This window comes from Burkholderia sp. SRS-W-2-2016 (assembly GCF_001931485.1).
Lineage (GTDB): Bacteria > Pseudomonadota > Gammaproteobacteria > Burkholderiales > Burkholderiaceae > Paraburkholderia.
Genome location: NZ_MSDV01000084.1, coordinates 1 through 18,204 on the forward strand (window position 1 = coordinate 1; position 18,204 = coordinate 18,204).

Genomic DNA, 18,204 nt, shown 5'->3' on the forward strand with positions numbered 1-18,204 from the left:
TCTTCGTCGGGTACTTCTTCGTCGGGTACTTCTTCGTCGGGTACTTCTTCGTCGGGTACTTCTTCGTCGGGTACTTCTTCGTCGGGTACTTCTTCGTCGGGTACTTCTTCGTCGGGTACTTCTTCGTCGGGTACTTCTTCGTCGGGTACTTCGTCGTCCGGTACTTCGTCATCCGGCACCTCTTCGTCCGGCTCCTCCTCCGGCTCTTCGTCCGGCACCAGCTCGACCACGCCGCTCGGCAACGTCGTCACGCAAGCCAGCAATCTGATCACCGCGGTCGGCACGACCGTCGCCGACACCGGCAGTCAGGTGTCCGGAACGAAAGTCCCCGGCGTCAACGGCTCGACGACCGGCAACCTCGGCGCGGCGATCACCGATCTCGGCAACGGCGTGAAGACGCTCGGCGACGGTGCCGCGGCCGGCCTCGGCACGCTCGGCAGCTCGACCAATCCGCTCGGCCCGACGCTCACGTCGACCTCGGGCGTCGTCGAGGACGCGGGCGCAGCGGTCAAATCGGTGGGCGGCGTCGTCACGAGCCTGGGCAACGGCGCGCTGAAGCCGCTCGCGCCGGTCACGACGCCGGTCGGCGGTCTCGTCGACGGCGTGGGCAGCGGCGTAATCGCGGTCGGCTCCGGTCTGAACAAGGTGCTGTCGAGCGAGCCGGTACAGCAGGTCGAAACCCAGCTCAGCACGGTGATCAACCCGATCACGACCGCGGTCTCCGACACCACCCAGACGCTCGGCAACGCAACCGGCCTCGGCGCACCGCTCGACAAGCTGCTCAGCACCATCGGCAACGGCCTCAACGCGGCCGGCACGAAGGTCGCGGATTCGACCGGCAACCAGGTCGGCAAGGACGTCGGCGGCATCGTCAGCCAGTTGGGCAACACCGTCACCAGCACCGGCGGCCTGCTGACCGGTTCGACCACCAATCCGCTCGCTCCGCTCACCGGCCTGCTGAGCGGACTCGGCGGTTCCAGCGGCTCGGGCGGTTCGGGCAGCAACGGCGGCGGCGCCGGCGTCGGCGGGCTTTCGCTGTCCTCACTAACCGGCCTGCTCGGCAATCTCGGTTCGCTCGGCGGCCTTGCAGGTTCGAGCGGCTCAAGCGGCTCGGGCAACTCCGGCGGCAGCCACGGCACGACCGGCATTGGCGGACTCGGCGGCCTGCTGCAGCCGGTCACCGGCCTGCTCACCCAGGTCGGCTCGCTCGCCGGCACGTCGGGCGGCGGCAACCCGCTCGGTTCGGTGACCACGCTCGTCAGCTCGCTGACCGTCAGCGTGACCGGCACCGTCAGCGCGGGCGCGGCCGCCACCACGACGACCACGTCGCCAGGCGGCACCTCGGGCAGCACCGGCAGCACCGGCAGCACCGGCAGTACCGGCGGCACCGCGACCAACCCGCTGGCCGGTCTGCTCGGCGGGTTGACGGGCGGGTTGAGCGGCAGCTCGTCGTCGAGCGGCTCGGGCAGCGGCACGTCCGGTAACAAGGGGCTGCTCGCACCGGTGACGAACCTGGTGGGCGGCCTGCTCGGCGGCGCCACGGCCGGCAAGTAAGCGCTGACAAGCGCAAACAGGCGCCCGCGGGCGCCGTTCGGCACGGCGGCCGGGCCTTAAAAAATCAATAGCCCGGCCGCTTTCGATGTCATGACGACGAGGCTGACATGAACTCCACTTTGCAAACCGCCGCGCGCGTCGAGGACACCCGCCCGCGTTCGGCGACGCCTTTTTCAATCGGCCTGCTCGGCATCGCGGCGGGACTCGCGACGCTCTGGCTGGTACGCGACAGCGCGACGATCGACGGCGCGACCCGCAGCACGCTCGCCTGTCTCGCGATCATCGTGACGATCGCGCTCTACGAACTGTTCGTCGCGCGCGTGCATCTGCGCCCGAGCGCCGGCCTCACGAGCCGCGCGGCGCGGCCGCTGAGCATCGCGCGCGTCGCGCAGCGACTCGTTGCGCTCGCCTCGATCTATGCGGGCATCGGGCTCTTTTACTGGCTGCTGCCCGAGTATCACGGCGCGTTCTACGAGCCGTTCTGGATCATGCTGCGCACGCTCGGCCCGTATGTGATCGTCGCGGCGCCGTTCTATTTCGCGTGGATGGACCGGCATCAGCGCGACACCGACGATTCCTACCTGGTGCTCGCGCGCCTGCTGTTGCGCGGCCAGCGCCCCGCCAATTGGCGACCCGTGCGCGAATTACTGGCGGGCTGGATGGTCAAGGCATTCTTCCTGCCGCTGATGAGCGTGTATCTGTCGACCAATGCGGAGCATCTGAATGCATCGCTGACGAGCGCGCTGAACGCGCCGTTTTCGCTGGCGACGTACCGCTTCATGTACGAGCTGGCGTTTTCGATGGACCTGATGTTCGCCACCGTCGGTTATCTGTGCACGTTTCGCCTGCTCGACAGCCACGTGCGCAGCGCGGAGCCGACCACGCTCGGCTGGCTGGTGGCGATCGTCTGTTATCAGCCGTTCTGGTCGCTGATCTCGAGCCAGTACATTCACTATGAAGGTTCGGTGTTCTGGGACAACTGGCTGATCGGCGTACCGGCGCTACGCTTCGTGTGGGGTTGCGCGATCGTCGCGTTGCTGCTGTGTTATGCGGCGGCGACCATTTCATTCGGCCTGCGCTTTTCCAATCTGACCAATCGCGGGATTATTACTTCGGGCCCCTATCGATTTACCAAGCATCCGGCTTATATCGCGAAGAACTCCGCGTACTGGATGATCTCGGTGCCGTTCATCGAGCCGCTCGGCTGGAAAGTCGCGATCATGCATTGCGCGGGACTGCTGTTCGTCAATCTGCTCTATTTCGTGCGCGCCAAAACCGAGGAACGGCATTTGATGAACGATCCGGAGTATCGGGCTTACGCGCAGTGGATTGCGAGGAATGGCGTGGTGGCGAAATTGGCGCGAATTTTTTGAATAGAACTTTCGATTAAAACATTAGAACGCGCTTCAGCCGCGAATCTCGACTGTTCTCCCATTCCCCGCATCACTTCCTCTCTTCCAACGCGTAATTGAAACGGGCGACACGCCCGTTTTCTTTTTTCCGCGCCTCCCACACCTTTCACACCGCGCACGCTCCGTCTGTTCCCTGGCGCACATATCGTTACGGGTGACGTAACGTAACGAGCCCGTTGCCGCCGCCTCGCCCGACCGTTACGCGAGCCCTCGGCAACGCAACGCGGATATCCGTACACGCTTGAAATCGAAGACCTTTTTCCACTCCCGCCAGTTCACCGCGTAGCACGCACGGGCCATTGGCATGCTTCGTGCTTTTTAGGGTCCGCGGTAAAAAATACGGAATAACAAGGCAGTCAGTAACAGGTGCTTTTCGCGTCAACGACCGGCCCGGTCGGGGGTTATCGGGCCGGTCTCCTCGACGCGCGACATCGGCACGGTTCGCACCGCGGACCTGTCGATGCAGCGCGGCGTCGGCCTGCGTGCGACACGCGGACCGGCGACTCGTAACACCTTCCCCAGCGTTGTTCAGGCCCGTTCGGTCAAGTGTTATTGGCTGCGCGGACGAAATCCGGATCGAGTTTTTGAAATGCGCGCTTTTAAGCGTGCGGGGACAGTGTTGTCTGCGAAAACGCCATCGGCGGCGCCGCAGAACAGCGAGTGCAACAGGGATCGGATTGGCGCGAGCGAGCGTACGCCCGGCCGATCGACAACAACGCTTGGCATCGACGACCAGCGCGGGGAAAACAGAACATGTACACGGCGGATTTTGCGCAGCACAGAAAGGCGATACCCGGCATGCACAGCCTGATTGCGCGCCTTCTCGATGTGTCGTTGGTCGTACTCGGTTCATTGGCGGCTTCGCACGTGCGCTTCGAGGATCTCGCGCAAAGCCGGATCGATATGGCGTTCGTCGCGTTCGCCGCGGCTTTCGCGCTGGTGCTGTTTCCGATGTTCGGCGTCTACGGTTCGTGGCGCGGTCGCGCGATGCTGCGCATGATCGGGCAGGTGTCGCTCGCGTGGCTGGTCGTGCAAGGCTGCGGACTCGTGCTGATGTTTTCCCTGCACCGCTCCGATTTCATTTCGCGGCTCTGGTTCGCGTACTGGACCGGCATCACCGGCGGTGCGCTGATCGCGCTTCGCGTCGTCGTGCATAAGGTACTCGCGCGGCTTCGGTACGCCGGCATGAATCTGCGCCACGTCGCCGTCGTCGGTTGCGGCGCGCATTGCCAGCAGGTAGTGCGCACGATTGCGGGCTCGGCCGGCAGCGGCTTTCGCGCGGTCGCCGCATTCGATGCGAAGCCGGTAACCGGCACGCCCGGTTCGGGCGTACCGGTGTACGACGACATCGAGAAATTCGCCGCCTATGTGCGCACTCACGGAGTTCAGGAAGTGTGGCTCGCGCTGCCGCTGTCCGAGGAACGCACGATTTCGCGCTTCGTCAACGAGTTTCGCGACGACCTCGTGAACGTGCGCTTCGTGCCGGACATGCGCAGCGTCGCGCTATTCGACAGCGGCGTGATCGATCTGATCGGAATGCCCGCGATCAACCTCGTCGCATCGCCGGTATCGGCGCGCGCGATGATCAACAAGGAGATCTTCGATCGCGCATTCGCCGCTTGCGCGCTATTGGCACTCGCGCCGTTGCTGCTGGCCATCGCGATCGCGGTGAAGTTCTCGTCGCGCGGTCCGGTGTTCTTTACGCAAAAGCGTAAAGGCGCGGACGGCCGCATCTTCACGATCTACAAGTTTCGCTCGATGCGCCCGCACGCGGTGCAGCAAGGCATCGTCGCGCAGGCGACTCGCGGCGATCCGCGCATCACACGAGTGGGTGCCTTTTTGCGCCGCACGAGCCTCGACGAGTTGCCGCAATTCTTCAATGTACTGCGCGGCGATATGTCGGTAGTCGGTCCGCGACCGCACGCGATCGAACACGACGAGCTCTATCAGAAAGTCGTGAACGGCTATATCCACCGCTACCGGATCAAACCCGGCATTACCGGGTGGGCGCAGATCAATGGCTTCAGAGGCGAGACGGATCGGATCGAGAAGATGCAGGGACGCGTCGAACACGATCTGTACTACCTGCGCAACTGGTCGTTCGGACTCGACATGCGAATCGTCGCGGCGACGATTCGTAAAGGCTTCGTTCATCGCAACGCGTATTGATCCAGAAAACAACAACGACAAAAACTGGCCATGAAATTACGTGGATTGAGGCTCGATTCGACTCCGACGGCAATAGCGCTTGCCGCCACGCTGTCTTTCTCCGCGTCGGCGCACGCGGCCGAACCCGCGCTCGGCGCACTCGGGCAGGCCGGCGGCCTGGTAATTCCTTATGCGTTCGCGTTGCCGGAAGGAACAGCCGAAGCGCAGTACAACAACTATATCGATCCGCGCTACGGCAAACGCGCGACCGGATCGCAGATTTACTGGGGGGCGGTCGGACTGCTGCCTTATGTGGAATTGTCGGCTGGACTGGCCAATTACCCGGCCAACGTTCACGCACCGTATAGCAATGCCGAGCACTTTCTGCTTCGTCATTTGATGGGCAACGTCAAGGTCGAAATTCCCAGGTTCTTCAAATACCAGCCGACGATTGCGTTCGGTGTCGGCGATATCGGCGGCCAGACGCATTTCTTCCGTTCGAAGTACGGCGTCGTATCGCAGGCATTCGGACCGCTGACACTGACCGCCGGTTACGGCAGCGGCGACCGCCTCGACGGACTGTTCGGCGGCGCGCAGCTTGCGCTGTGGAACACCGGCCTGTCACTGCTCGCGGAAGACGATTCGAAAACACCGTACGCCGGGATCCGCTATCAGTCGCCGCGCGTCAGTTGGCTCGCGGACGCGAACGTGATCGGCACCATCACGCGCTCGCTGCGTTCGACCAATGGCGTAGCGCCGCGTACGTCGTTCTCGATCGGCATCCAGATTCCACTCGGCAAACGCTTCAGCAGCACACGCTGCAATAACGGCGAGTGCGAAGGCCCGCAGATCGCGGCCGCGCCAGACACGAACGCGAGCAACGATGAACCGCTGCGGCTCGCGAGCCTGCAACCGCTCGACGCGAACGCCGCGCAGAACCAGGCCGGCGCATTGGCCGCCACGCCGCTCAGCTACATGCCGCCGCTGCGCTCCTACGCGGCGGTGATGCTCAGCGACACGACCCCCGAAAAAACCGCGCCGACGCACACGCTCGCCGACACGCTAACCGCCGCGCTCGACACCGCCGCGCTCGACGACATCGCCGCGCAACTGTTCGCCGCCGGCCTCGAACGCGTGCGGGTCGGGATGAGCGGCAACGATCTGATCGTCGAATACGAAAACCACCGCTACAACCAGAACGAAGCGGATGCGCTCGGTATCGTGCTCGGCGTCGCGAGCGCGGCCGCGCCGGCCGGCGCCGACCGGATCCGGGTCGTCATCAAGAAGGCCAACGAGCCGCTCGGCGAAGTGAGCGTCGAGCGCGCCGCGTTTGCCGCCTTCGTTGCCGGCGGCTCGCCGGGCGCGGCAAGTGCGTCGCTGACGATGCGCACGCGGCCGAGCTACGACGCGGACGCGATCGCATGGCACGGCGACGCGCACAAGCACGGGCTCACGCGCATCCAGATCGAACCGATCGTCAGCTACCTGTACGGCACCGAATACGGCGTGTTCGATGTTTCGCTCGGCGCCAATATCCAGGGCTTCGTGCCGCTGTGGCGCGGCGCGGAACTGTACGCCAGCTATATCGCGCCGCTGTTCAACACGAAGAACATGGACGACGGCCGCGTGTTCAGCGATTACCGCCTGCGCGGCGGCCTGAACTCGGTCGCGCTCGCGCAAAGCTTCTGGATCGCGCCGCGCGTGTTCAACGTGGTGTCGGTCGGCAAGTTCGACTATTCGTATGTCGGCGTGCAAAACGAAACGACCGTGTTCGTACCGGGCCGTCCCGATCTGATCCGTCTGCGCCTCGCGTATCTGCACCACAGCCCGGGCCACGACGATCTGCCGAGCGAAAAGAACGCACAACTGACTTATCGCTGGGTCCAGCCCGCGTGGAAGCTGTGGGTCGAAGCGGGCGTCGCGCGCTTTGTCGGCGGCGACAAGGGTCCGGTCGCAACGCTGACGCGCTGGTTCGACGACGTGTCCGTCAGCGTGCATGGCGAGCACAGCGGCAAGGGTTCGTTCGTCGGCGCCGCGATCAGCTTCCCGCTCACGCCGCGTCAGGGCATGACGCCGGGGATTACTCAGTTGTCCGGAGCGGAACAGTTCGGGCTCGACTTCCGCACCCGCGTCGGCTCGACCAATTATCTGTCGGCCGACGCGACGCAAAGCATGAGCTTCCCGTACAGCACGCAACAGTTCCTGCTCAACCAGGGCCGCTTCAGCGGCGAGTACTTCTCCACCCAGCTCTACCGGATGCGTGACGCCTATCTGCGTTACGGCCGCTCCCCCCGCGATGAAAAACGCGCGACTCCGCAGACCGGTGCGCAGGCCGGCCCGATCGGTATTGCGCTGACGCGGCGCGATTGCGGCAAGCAGGATCAGCCAGGTGTAAGCGATGGACCGGCGCTCGTGCCGGTCCAGTGTGAATGACTTTCTTTGGAGAAACGCGATGAATCTGTTTAACGGCGCGACGCTGCGCGCGCTGCAGTATGGATCGATGGTCTTCGCCGCCAGTGCGCTGGTGGCGTGCGGCGGCGCAAACGACAGCGGCAGCTCGCCCGGCGCGACGGTCAGCGGCACGGCCGCGGTCGGCGCCGCGCTCGCCAACGCGAACGTCACGCTGACCTGCAAGAACGGCTCGGGCAGCGCGACTTCCGATTCGAAGGGCGCCTACAAGGCCACCTTCAATTTCGACGGACCTTGCGCGGTCACCGCGACCGGCGGCTCGGTGTCGATCCATTCGTTCGCGGCCGGCTCCGGCACCTACAACGTGACGCCGCTCACCGAACTGCTGCTGAGCTATCTCGCGGGCCAACTGGGCACGACCGAAAGCGGCCTGCTCGCGGGCATCGCATCGAACGCGACGTATCAGAACGCACTGGCGAACAGCACGGTGATCGCCAATGCGGAAGCGGCCGTCGTCAAGCTGATCAAGGACACCTACGGAATCACGCTGTCGACGACGTCGTTTCTGACGGTGTCGTTCACGCCGGGCACCGCCGGCGCCGACGCGGATCTCGACACGCTGCTGAAGGCGGGCGCGATTTCGAGCGACGGCCAGCCCGCTGCCGCGCTGGCCGCGGCGGCGGTCGCGGCGGGTCAGGAAGCGCCGCTCGGCAGTGGCAGCTCGGGCTCGACCGGTGGGACCGGGGGGAGTGGTGGGACGGGTACGTCGGCGAAATAAACACATTTAAAAGTACGGCCTCGCGTTCGCGCGGGGCCGCAACGAGGCGTCTCGGGCGAACAGGTCCGAACGGTAGCGGACCAGAGATTCAACAAGGTAATACCGATGGAACTTATAAAAACGTTGACCCGCGGGGGCCGGCCGGCGACGGCCGCAACAGTATTGAAAACGTCATTGGCCGTGACGTTCGCGCTGCTATTGAGCGCTTGCGCTGTCGCACCGGGAATGCGCATGGGTTCCACCGCATCTTCCACCGCCGGGCAGAACGACCAGGCGGCGCTGGAGAGCATGCATATCTCCGTCACCGAGATCAATCCTGAACTGCTGCGGAAACTGCAAAGTTCAGCGGCGGACGACCCGTTGCGCCTGCCGGCTTCATTCTTCAAAACCAGCGGCCCCTACCGGCTCGGGGTCGGCGATGTTCTGCAAATCACCGTGTGGGACCACCCGGAACTGGCGGCCTCTCTCGGCGCGCCAACCCAGAACGCCGGCAACCGGCCGAGCGATCCGATCCAGGGCTTTGTCGTCGATAGCAATGGCGATCTCGACTTTCCGTACGCGGGCAAGATTCATGTCGCGGGCCTGCGCGTGGACGAAGCGCAGGAACTCCTCTACTCGAAACTCTCGCATGCGTTTATCAAACCGCAGCTGACGATGCGGGTTGCGTCCTATCGGGCCAGACAGGTCTATGTCGACGGAGATGTGCGCGCGCCGGGTGCATTTCCCTTAAACGACTTGCCGATGTCGTTATACGAAGCGCTTGGCCGCGCGGGCGGCTTCAATCCGAGCGCGGATCAAAGCCGTCTCGTCATTGTTAGAAATGGCGTGTCGTATTCGCTCAATCTGCCGCGACTGCTCGCCAATGGAATCAATCCGTCCACCATCATTCTCGAAGGCAACGATCTTCTGAAGGTGACTTCGCGAGACGAAAACGTCGCGTACGTGATGGGCGAAGTCAACAAGCCTGTCGGTGCGGTCCCGCCAAAGAACGGGCGTCTCACGCTAAGCGATGCGCTCGCTCAGGCGGGCAGCATCAGCACCACGACTTCCGACCCCGCTCAACTTTATGTGGTTCGCGGAACCGACACCTCGCATCCCGAGGTGTTCCACCTCGATGCCCGCTCGCCGGTGGCAATGGTTCTCGCGAATCAGTTCGACCTGGAAGCCAAGGACGTCGTGTACGTCGACGGCAACGGTCTGGTGAGATTCAGCCGCGTGTTGAGTCTGCTGCTTCCCGCTATTAACGCCGGCCTGACTGCCGCGATCGTCACCAAGTAATAACGATGACCGGCGGACTGACCACCCGCCCGGTCCGCAGCTTGAGCCAGCTGCCGCGGAACTGAAAAACGTATTTCCAGAACGTTGTTGATTCACTCCCGCTGCGCGAACGCAACGGGAACAAAAAAATTGACCAGACGCTGTCATTCACCGGGGAAGTCCATGACCATGATCCTGAGCGTAATCGTGCCGACGTTCAATGAAGAGCGCAGCATTGCCGCATGTATCGCGTCGATCTGCGATGCCGCCCAACCGTGGTCCGCCGAAGTACTGGTGGTCGATGGAAGGTCGACCGATCGAACGCGGGAGATTCTCGCCGGGCTGCAACAGAAATATCCGCAGCTACAGGTTCTCGACAATCCGGACCGATTCCAGGTCAATGGTCTGAACGTCGCGCTGAAACATGCGAAAGGAAAATACGTGGTGAGATGCGATGCTCACTCGATTTATCCGCCCGGCTATTTCTCCAATTTCATCGATCACTTCGAGCAATGCGGTGACGCGTCGGTCGGCAACATCGGCAGTCCCTATGTGACCCGCAACGATGCGAATACCCCGGTCAAAGAAGGGATCGCGTATGCGATGTCGAGTCCGCTCGGCGTCGGGCTTTCGCATCGCAGCAGCACCGCCAGCGAGAAAATCCGCGCAGTGGACACCTTGCTGTTCGGCGCATGGCGGCGGGAAGTATTCGAAACGGTCGGGTTCTTCGACGAACAATTCGTGCGCGGCCAGGATTACGAACACAACTTGAGGCTGCGCAAGCACGGGTTGCAGGTATTGATGATTCCCGGTGCGCCGTTCATTTACACGACCCGCTCGAGTTTCCGGAATCTGCGCAGAATGGTTTATCAGTATGCGTACGCGAAAGGCCAGATCATGGTCAAACACCGGCTCGCGCCCAACGTCCGGTCGATGATTCCCGCCTGTGCGCTGCTGTCTACGCCGGCCTTGATGAAGCTCGGGATGTTCAATACGACGTTGGCATTTTATGGCGCGGCCGTTGCGCTCGAAAGCTTGCGCGCATCCGTGTCGCGACGCTCGCTTGGCGTGGGCGCAGGCGTACTCACCGCGATCCCGATGATGCATGTCTCGCATGCCGTCGGCGTTATCGTCGGCGTTCTTGACAACCTGCTGCTGAACGGCCGCTCCAGGTCCATGACGAGCACGCGATGAGCAAGATCAACCTGTGGGCGAAAGCCTTTCCGCCGGTGACTGGCGGTGTCGAGTTTTATAGCCGGCAAGTCGCCTCCGCGCTGGACCGCCAACAGATGTTGGGTGGCGTGGTGACGTGGGCTGAAGATTCGCAGCCGCGCCCGGAATACGACGGCAGCGTCGCGGTCACGTGCCTGCCCGGTGGCAGCGACGTCCGGTGCGCGCTGTCGGGTTTGCGGCAGATGTTCGGCAAGACCGCCCGAGCGGAAGGGCTAATCCTCGCGACCACGTGGAAAGCCGCTGTGCCCGCGTTCGTGTCCGGCAAAAACTATGTCGTGTCCGCGCATGGCAAGGAAATCTATGCAAGCGGCGCGGTGCACTATCTGGCGAAGATGGTGTATGCGCGCGCCCGTGCGATCGTTTGCGTTTCCGGAGTAACCGCCGATCGACTGATTGCGGAATACGCGCTTCCTCGTCACAAGGTTCATGTGGCCTGGAACGGACTCACCGATGAACGACTGTTATTGACGAATCCCACTGAAAAATGGGCCTCGTTCGACGACGAGATCGTCTTTTACACGATCTGCCGCCACGAACCGCGCAAGAACATACCGCACGCAATCAGAGCGTTCGCCGCGTTGAAGAACAGAGCGCACCGCCCCGGTCGGAAGCTGACCTTTCTGATCGCAGGCACTGGTCCCACGATCGACGCCGAACGGGCGCTGGTCAGCGAACTCGGCTTGCACGACAGCGTCGTCCATCTCGGGCGAGTGAGCGATGAAGATCTGATTGCGTTGCATCAGAAAGCGCATATCTTCCTGCATCCGCAAATAGCGATGGATGCCGGCAAGGACTTCGAGGGATTCGGTCTGGTGGTCGCCGATGCGATGGCCGCGGGCTCGCTCGTCGTGACCGGCCGCAGCGGCGGTACCGGCGAGTTGTTCGTCGACGGCGAGCAGGGTCTGTATGTGAGCGGCGAGGACGTCGACGAAACGGTCGCGCGACTGGTCGAGTATCTGCGAAACCCGGCACAGCTGCGGCGGATTGCCGAACAGGCGCAGTTGAAAGCACGCACCGCGTTCCAATGGGACAACGTTACGCGGATTCTGAAGGGCTGCCTGTCAGATGCTGCTCGCTAAGCCTCTCCGAGCCGACGCAGGCCGAGCGTTGCTCGCCCGGGCAGCAGGCGCGGGGATGGCGTTCGCGCTCTCCGTTGCGCTGGTGAAATTCCTCGGCCTCGCGGCGTTCGGCGAACTCAGCGTCGCTTACGCAACCATTTCGGCCGGCAGTTTCCTGTCGCGTTTCGGTAGCGACAACTGGATGCTGAGAAAGCGCTTCGACCTCTCGGTCGACACACATTCACCTACGGCACGAGCAGACAAGCATGCATGGCTGTCTGAACATAACGCGTTAGCAGTCGTTCTTTGCATGATCGGCACGGTACTTACCGCAGCGGCAACGTTCGCTGTCCTGCATTCGTTGCCCGACGACACGTCGTTTCTCCAGTTCGCCGGCGCCTACCCGCTGCTCGCGCTGCTTTGCATCTTCGGCAGTTCGTTGTGGTCGCTGTGCGTGGTGAATCTGAAGGTCAGCAATCGGCTGGTCAGATCGAACCTCGCGGAGAGCACCGTGTTGCAGGCCGCGTACCTCGTGCCGCTTGTCACGTCGTTCTACTTCACCAATTACATGCGCGCGTACCTGTCGGGATATGCCGCCATTGCCGTTCTGGCATCGTGGATGACGATGGGCGGCAATACGTCGTTTGCGTCGCTACGAAGCGATTTTGCCGAGCGTCTGCGCGCCGCCGTGTCGGAGGCCGTGCCGTTTACGCTGTTCGGCATCGCGGCGTTTTTCCTGCGCTGGAGTCCGCCAATCCTGTCCGGCATCCTCTACCACGGTGCGGACGTGGGCCGCTTCAATTTCTCCTTCCGGATTGGCCTCGTCGTGTATATGGCTGCCACCGCGCTGAACTCGGTGACGGTCGCGCGGGTTGGCGGCGGCTCGATTCCGTCGACAACGGTAAGAAGTCGACTTCTGCTCGGCTCCATTGCAGGCGCGGCATTGATCTTTTGCAGTCTTCTCGCGGCATCGCAAAGCTTCGTCTACGCGGTCGCGGACATCTCCGTCTGGAACGCGCTGGACCTGTCCCTTCTCGGCGCGGCGGCCATGCTGAACGGCGCGGCCCTGCACTTCGAAACCTGCCTGATCGCGTTGAACGCAAGGGCCTCTCTGATCGGCGTCTATGTGCTTGCGTCGATCGTTCTTCTGTCGGTCAGCTTTGCTTTCCCATCGCCCCATAGTTTGTCGGTCGCGGTGTTCGCGGCCTCCATCGTCACGTTGACCGGACTGTGGTGGGCGACACGACTGGAGAAGTCGACGTGAACATCAGCCGCGAAAAGTTCATGCTGTTCGGTGCGCTCGCTTCGGGAGCGCTCTATTCCGCGCAGGTTATCGACGAAATACCGGCGCAACTGCTGCTTGCCATCGTTCCTCTGGCGTGCGGTGTGATGGCCCTTCCGCGAGTGTTCGGAAAGTCCGCCAGCTTCGCGATCACGCTGAGAAATTCCCGTGGCCTGATTGCGCTGTTCGGCCTGCTGGGCGCTTACCTGTTCGTCCACATGATCGCCAAAGCCGACCTCAAGACCCTCGAGCGGCTGGTTCAGGTTCTGATCGCCTTTCTCTGCATGGTGGGCGGAGCGACGCTCGAACCGGTCACGCGAACGGTACGAGGCGGCCGGGAGCAGGACATGAAAAAGATCATCGTCTGTGCGGTTTCGCTCGCGATCGTGATCGCGCTGACCATCGTCGTCGCGGTGTCGTCCGGCGATGCGAAGAACAAGCATGCCTATTCGCTGTTCTTCTGCCTGACGCTTGCATGGGCCGTTATCAGAAGAAAGAAACTCGATTCGGACAACGCTGGAATCGCAGTCCTGAGCTTTCTCGCGATCGTCGTCGGGCTCGCGACGGACACCCGTGGTCTGGCCGTCTACGCGCTGTTCTGTGTCGGCATCGCGATGTTATGCAAGCTGCCGCTGATCGGCAGATTTGCCGCCAGATACGTTTTCATTCCGATCGTCGTCTTTCTGGCCGTCTACGTGATCTACTACGAGGCGATCGCGACGTTCGGCGATCGTCTGCTGTGGAGCGCGTTTCATTACACGGGCCGCACCGCACTGTCGGGGCGACAGGACATCTGGCCTGCCTATATTCAGGCGTTTTATAAAGATCCGATCTTCGGCGTCGGTCCGTCGGCGATTCCCGACGTCGAGAATACGCATGGATATCGCGTTTCCGCGCACAACTTCTATCTGCAGTATGCGACGGAATTCGGGCTGGTCGGCCTCGCGATCGTCATTCTGATCATGCGAAGCATCTGGCGCACCGTCAGTCTTTCACGGACCCGCAATCCTCTCGCGCTGTCCGTGGTGCTGATGGTCGTGATGGCAAACAGCACGGAAGCACTGCTGCTCGAAAACATGTTCTATGTCGGCATCTGCCAGTGGATCCTGATCGGCATGGCGCTGGCGGCGGCCCGACGTTCCTACCTGTGCGCGCAGCCGGTCGAAGACGACGCGGCCTGCGCGACCGGACCCGCAATCGGTCTCGCCGGGCTTCGACCATCGACAGGAGAAAGCCTTTGAATCGTCCTCGCCAACAATGGGCCGCGTGGCTGCTGTTCGCTTGCGTCGGCACGGTGTGCGCCGACGAACATTGCATCCAGTGGGGCGCGGGCGGCAGAAGCTTCGCGGATGGCAGCTGGCATCTGCGCGATGCGGGGCGCCGCTTCGATGCGGTCGACAGGGCGGAGAACATGCAGCTTGCCGCAACTGATGCAACGCTCCAGGCCACGCGGCAAGACGGCAAGATCTACGCCGCCGCTTTGACCACCGCGGGACGCCTGTCGATATCGGCCGGCTCGATCGAAGCGGTGATGACGCTATGCGCCGACGCTCCGGTACGCGGATCGGTCTGGTTGCAGTCGCCGGAAAACCGCCTGCTCGACGGCGGCCAGCCCGGGCCCGGCGCCGAGATCGACGTGATTGAACTGGTCGGCGGCAGCCGGCCGTTCTATTCGCAGAATCTCCATTTCGGCGGCTATGGCAGCGGGCATGTGACGCGCGGCAACGTCGTGCGGATTTCCAACACGTGTTCACCGCACCTCTACACCGCCTCGTTCGGGCCGGATGGCTACGAATTCGGCATCGACCGCGTTCGAACGTGGACGGACCGGCAGGCTCAGCGAAGCGCGCAGGAAGCGCCGATATTGAGCATCGAGTACGACAGGAAGCTGGGACCCATCGCTTCCGGCGGTCCCGATGCGGTCCTCGGCGAACTCAAGGTCACCTCGTTGAAAGTGTGCGGAAACTGGAAGTTCTCCTGATCCCGGCAACGCTGGAATCGCCTTCGTATTCAGATTAACGGAAAGACACGAACGGGACCGAACTGTGATCCGATCAATTCTAGTCGCCTGCACCGGCAATATATGCAGGAGTCCGATGGCAGCCGGCATCCTGCAGGCACGGCTGCCGCACGTCGACGTATCTTCGGCCGGCACCGGCGCGATGGTCGATAGTCCTGCCGACCCACTCGCGCGCCAGGTACTTGCAACAGCAGCCCGAATCGATATCGACGCTCATCGGGCGCGCCAGATCACCGCGGAGCTCGTATTGAAAGCGGAGATCGTTCTGGTGATGGAAACACTGCACAAGCGCTGGATCATTTCCAGATTTCCGGCCGCCGCCGGCAGGACGTTCCTGCTCGGCGAGTTCGGCGGCTTCGAGGTTGCGGATCCGTATCTGGGAACGGAGCAAGACTTTATCGCTTGCTACGCGAGCATCGTGCGCGGCGTCGACGCCTGGGTCGAGAAGATTGCCCGGCTTGCCAGCTAGCCTGAGCGAGCCAATTCCATAACTTTCAAAAAATTGCGAACGGGGCCGGAAAATGCAGTTTAATTCACCAAAAAGATCGGATTCGAACGGAGAAGACGACTTCGACCTGGGCAACGCGGTCGACGTCTGTCTCGCCCATAAGAAACTCATCATCGGCGTGTTTCTGTTCTGTGTTCTGGCTGGACTGATCTACTGCTTTGCGCGCAAGCCGGTCTACCAGGCCGACATCATGGTGCAAGTGGAAGATAGTCCCGACGTGTCCGCGGGCAAATCGTTGCTCGGCGATGTTTCGTCGCTGTTCGACGTCAAATCGACGGCCGCCGCCGAGATCGAGATCATTCCGTCGCGCCTCGTGGTATCGCGCACGGTAGACAATCTGAAGCTCTATATCGACGCGCGCCCGAGCCGGTTTCCGGTCATCGGCGACATCATCGGCCGCCACGCGACCGATCTGTCGACTCCCGGCATTTTCGGGTTTGGCGGCTGGGTATGGGGAACGGAAAGTATCAACGTCGACATTTTCGATGTGCCCAAAACCGATCAGGAAGACAAGTTCACCGTGACCTACCTCGGCCGGAATCGCTACGTTTTTGCCGGCGGCGATCTCGATCAGGATGTCACGTTGACGCTGGGTCAGCGCGCGACCATCAAGACAGCCGACGGTCCGGTTACCATCAAGGTCGACAGTATCAATGCCAATCCCGGCGCGAAGTTCAAGCTGTATCGCTACGGCCGTCTGGACACGATTGCGGATATTCAGGACCGGCTGGACGTGAATGAACTCGGCAAGCAGTCCGGCGTCGTCAGTGCGACGCTCGAATCCACCGACGCGGATCGTGTCGCCGCCACAATGAATGAAATCGGGCGGCAGTACGTGCGCCAGAACATCGAGCGAAAGTCGGCGGAAGCGGCGCAATCGCTCGCATTTCTGGATACGCAGTTGCCGATCCTGAAGCAGCGCTTACAGGACGCACAAACGCGCTATACGCTTCTGCGCAACAACAAAGGGACGGTCGACCTGTCGGAAGAAGCGAAGCTCGCGCTGGTCCAGACTTCCGAAAGCGAGACCATGCTGCTCGCGCTGCGGCAAAAGAAAGCGGAATTGATGACCCGCTTCGATTCCCAACAGCCGGTTGTTCTGGCCATCGACGCGCAAATTGCAGCGGCCGAACAACGCAAGACGCAATTGGCCCGGCAAATGAAGTCGCTGCCCAATACGCAACAGGATGCGGTGGAGATGATGCTCGACGTCCGGGTCAACACGGATCTCTACACGAGTTTGCTGAACAACGCCCAGCAACTGGAGCTCGTCAAAGCAGGCAAAGTCGGCAACGTTCGTCTGGTCGACGATGCGGTCGTTGCCGAACAACCGGTCAAGCCGAAAAAGCTCAAGGTGATGGCCCTCGCGGTGGCAGCCGGGATTTTTCTGGGCATTGCCGCTGCGTATCTGCGTGAAATTCTACTGGTCGGCATTACGGACCCGGCGGACATCGAGCAACACGCGGGCTTGAACGTGTATGCGGTGATTCCCTTCAGCGACGGTCAACGCTCGTTGTGGAAGCGCGTGAAAAGCAATCCCGGTGCACAGTCGGTGCTGGCCAGCTCCGCGCCGAACGACCTCGCGATTGAAAGCCTGCGGAGTCTGAGAACGGCAATCCAGTTTGCCGCGACCAGCAGCGAGAACAATGTGATCATGATCGCGGGGACCTCGCCCGGCGTCGGCAAATCGTTCGTGTCGGTCAATTTCGCAACGGTGCTCGCGTCCGCGGGATCGCGCGTGCTGCTGGTCGACGCCGATATCCGCAAAGGCACGCTGCATACCTATTTCTCTTTGCCGCGGATACCCGGCCTCACTGAGGCGCTGGGCAACAAGGCACCGCTGGATACCGTCATTCGACACGGCATCAAGGAAAACCTGGACTTCGTCGCGACCGGTACGTTGCCGTCCAACCCCGCGGAGCTGCTTTCCAGACATTCGATCGAGGCGCTGATCGACCCGCTGCGGACCCAGTACGACTACATCATTATCGATACCGCTCCTTTGCTGGCCGCCACCGATTCCGCGCTGATCGCGCCGTTTGCGGGCACCATCTTGCTGGTTGCGCGCGCCGGCGTGACGCGGGCCGGCGAGCTGAAGGAATCCGCGAAGCGTCTTTCCCAGGTCGGCGCAAGCGTGAACGGTGTTTTGCTGAACGGTTTGAAGCCAAATAGCGGCAGGTACGGCGGCGGCAAATATGGGAATTACCGCTACGAGGCGTACCACTATGAACCTCAAGGAAACAAGTAATGCTCACGGCCTGCCTTCACGGTCAGGCCGCCCGCACGAACTTTTGTTCCAGGAGTATCGACGAAGCGAAACGCGTGTTCGCGCTGGATCGGCAACACGCGCCGCGCGCAGCATGCGCGGCGATCGTTCGTGGGCGATGAAATGGAAGCGGCCGAAGGCGTCGGCGTGGCTCGCTCAGGAAAGTCTGTTGACGGCGTCCGCGTTCTCGACGGCCAGCCGCATAGCCGATGTGGGGGCCGTTCGCGGCCCCTTGCGAAGCGTCAACGCGTAGGCGCTGACACCACCGCCCCCAACCCC

General features: G+C 62.4%; 14 protein-coding genes and 1 pseudogene. 13 read left to right on the forward strand and 2 right to left on the reverse strand.

The genetic code is table 11. The features are described 5' to 3' along the window. Nucleotides 1-299, reverse strand: a pseudogene (locus BTH42_RS36380) (hypothetical protein); the annotation flags it as partial. A gap of 10 nt (nucleotides 300-309) precedes the next feature. On the opposite strand from BTH42_RS36380, the gene BTH42_RS33415 reads away from it, so the two are divergent. The 6 genes from BTH42_RS33415 to BTH42_RS33440 all read left to right on the forward strand — a co-directional run bounded on the left by BTH42_RS33415 (nucleotide 310) and on the right by BTH42_RS33440 (nucleotide 9,579). Continuing rightward, complete coding sequence (locus tag BTH42_RS33415; protein ID WP_305954813.1) at nucleotides 310-1,554, forward strand: collagen-like triple helix repeat-containing protein; 1,245 nt, start codon at nucleotides 310-312, stop codon at nucleotides 1,552-1,554. Nucleotides 1,555-1,661: 107 nt separating this feature from the next. Continuing rightward, nucleotides 1,662-2,927 carry an isoprenylcysteine carboxylmethyltransferase family protein gene (locus BTH42_RS33420; RefSeq protein ID WP_075305450.1) on the forward strand — a complete coding sequence of 422 codons (1,266 nt, stop codon included), beginning with the start codon at nucleotides 1,662-1,664 and terminating at the stop codon, nucleotides 2,925-2,927. An 828-nt stretch (nucleotides 2,928-3,755) separates the two neighbouring features. After that, complete coding sequence (locus BTH42_RS33425) at nucleotides 3,756-5,135, forward strand: undecaprenyl-phosphate glucose phosphotransferase (RefSeq protein ID WP_372237306.1); 1,380 nt, start codon at nucleotides 3,756-3,758, stop codon at nucleotides 5,133-5,135. Nucleotides 5,136-5,165: 30 nt separating this feature from the next. Further along, nucleotides 5,166-7,547, forward strand: a complete 2,382-nt coding sequence (locus BTH42_RS33430) for a YjbH domain-containing protein (protein WP_075305452.1) — start codon at nucleotides 5,166-5,168, stop codon at nucleotides 7,545-7,547. A 19-nt stretch (nucleotides 7,548-7,566) separates the two neighbouring features. Then, nucleotides 7,567-8,301 carry a hypothetical protein gene (locus tag BTH42_RS33435; RefSeq protein WP_075305453.1) on the forward strand — a complete coding sequence of 245 codons (735 nt, stop codon included), beginning with the start codon at nucleotides 7,567-7,569 and terminating at the stop codon, nucleotides 8,299-8,301. A gap of 105 nt (nucleotides 8,302-8,406) precedes the next feature. Next, nucleotides 8,407-9,579, forward strand: coding sequence for a polysaccharide biosynthesis/export family protein (locus BTH42_RS33440; RefSeq protein ID WP_256702510.1), 1,173 nt, complete (start codon nucleotides 8,407-8,409; stop codon nucleotides 9,577-9,579). Here BTH42_RS33440 and BTH42_RS35760 read toward each other — a convergent pair. Continuing rightward, nucleotides 9,569-9,730, reverse strand: coding sequence for a hypothetical protein (locus tag BTH42_RS35760; protein ID WP_178392295.1), 162 nt, complete (start codon nucleotides 9,728-9,730; stop codon nucleotides 9,569-9,571). The two genes, BTH42_RS33440 and BTH42_RS35760, sit on opposite strands and share 11 nt — an antisense overlap. A gap of 11 nt (nucleotides 9,731-9,741) precedes the next feature. Between BTH42_RS35760 and BTH42_RS33445 the strand changes: the two genes are divergently transcribed. From BTH42_RS33445 to BTH42_RS33475, 7 genes are all read left to right on the forward strand, one after another. After that, nucleotides 9,742-10,752 (forward strand): glycosyltransferase family 2 protein, encoded by a 1,011-nt coding sequence (locus tag BTH42_RS33445; RefSeq protein ID WP_075305455.1) that lies wholly within the window; start codon nucleotides 9,742-9,744, stop codon nucleotides 10,750-10,752. Next, on the forward strand, nucleotides 10,749-11,870 hold the full coding sequence (locus BTH42_RS33450) for a glycosyltransferase family 4 protein (protein ID WP_075305456.1): 1,122 nt from the start codon (nucleotides 10,749-10,751) through the stop codon (nucleotides 11,868-11,870). The genes BTH42_RS33445 and BTH42_RS33450 overlap by 4 nt, the downstream gene beginning before the upstream one ends. After that, entirely contained in the window at nucleotides 11,857-13,113 is a 1,257-nt protein-coding gene (locus BTH42_RS33455; RefSeq protein WP_143752318.1) for an oligosaccharide flippase family protein, read from the forward strand. The genes BTH42_RS33450 and BTH42_RS33455 overlap by 14 nt, the downstream gene beginning before the upstream one ends. After that, nucleotides 13,110-14,372, forward strand: coding sequence for an O-antigen ligase (locus tag BTH42_RS33460; RefSeq protein WP_075305458.1), 1,263 nt, complete (start codon nucleotides 13,110-13,112; stop codon nucleotides 14,370-14,372). The genes BTH42_RS33455 and BTH42_RS33460 overlap by 4 nt, the downstream gene beginning before the upstream one ends. A gap of 53 nt (nucleotides 14,373-14,425) precedes the next feature. Then, entirely contained in the window at nucleotides 14,426-15,112 is a 687-nt protein-coding gene (locus BTH42_RS33465; protein ID WP_143752319.1) for a family 16 glycosylhydrolase, read from the forward strand. Between the two features lie 64 nt (nucleotides 15,113-15,176). Then, nucleotides 15,177-15,620 (forward strand): low molecular weight protein-tyrosine-phosphatase, encoded by a 444-nt coding sequence (locus BTH42_RS33470; protein ID WP_075305460.1) that lies wholly within the window; start codon nucleotides 15,177-15,179, stop codon nucleotides 15,618-15,620. A 52-nt stretch (nucleotides 15,621-15,672) separates the two neighbouring features. Beyond that, nucleotides 15,673-17,907 (forward strand): polysaccharide biosynthesis tyrosine autokinase, encoded by a 2,235-nt coding sequence (locus BTH42_RS33475; RefSeq protein WP_075305461.1) that lies wholly within the window; start codon nucleotides 15,673-15,675, stop codon nucleotides 17,905-17,907. The last annotated feature ends 297 nt before the right edge of the window (nucleotides 17,908-18,204 follow it).

What these genes read in the sequence shown, in the direction of transcription:
- BTH42_RS33420 (WP_075305450.1), top strand. Translation starts at nt 1,662, where the DNA reads ATGAACTCCACTTTGCAAACCGCCGCGCGCGTCGAGGACACCCGCCCG.
- BTH42_RS33430 (WP_075305452.1), top strand. Translation starts at nt 5,166, where the DNA reads ATGAAATTACGTGGATTGAGGCTCGATTCGACTCCGACGGCAATAGCG.
- BTH42_RS33435 (WP_075305453.1), top strand. Translation starts at nt 7,567, where the DNA reads ATGAATCTGTTTAACGGCGCGACGCTGCGCGCGCTGCAGTATGGATCG.
- BTH42_RS33440 (WP_256702510.1), top strand. Translation starts at nt 8,407, where the DNA reads ATGGAACTTATAAAAACGTTGACCCGCGGGGGCCGGCCGGCGACGGCC.
- BTH42_RS33445 (WP_075305455.1), top strand. Translation starts at nt 9,742, where the DNA reads ATGACCATGATCCTGAGCGTAATCGTGCCGACGTTCAATGAAGAGCGC.
- BTH42_RS33450 (WP_075305456.1), top strand. Translation starts at nt 10,749, where the DNA reads ATGAGCAAGATCAACCTGTGGGCGAAAGCCTTTCCGCCGGTGACTGGC.
- BTH42_RS33455 (WP_143752318.1), top strand. Translation starts at nt 11,857, where the DNA reads ATGCTGCTCGCTAAGCCTCTCCGAGCCGACGCAGGCCGAGCGTTGCTC.
- BTH42_RS33475 (WP_075305461.1), top strand. Translation starts at nt 15,673, where the DNA reads ATGCAGTTTAATTCACCAAAAAGATCGGATTCGAACGGAGAAGACGAC.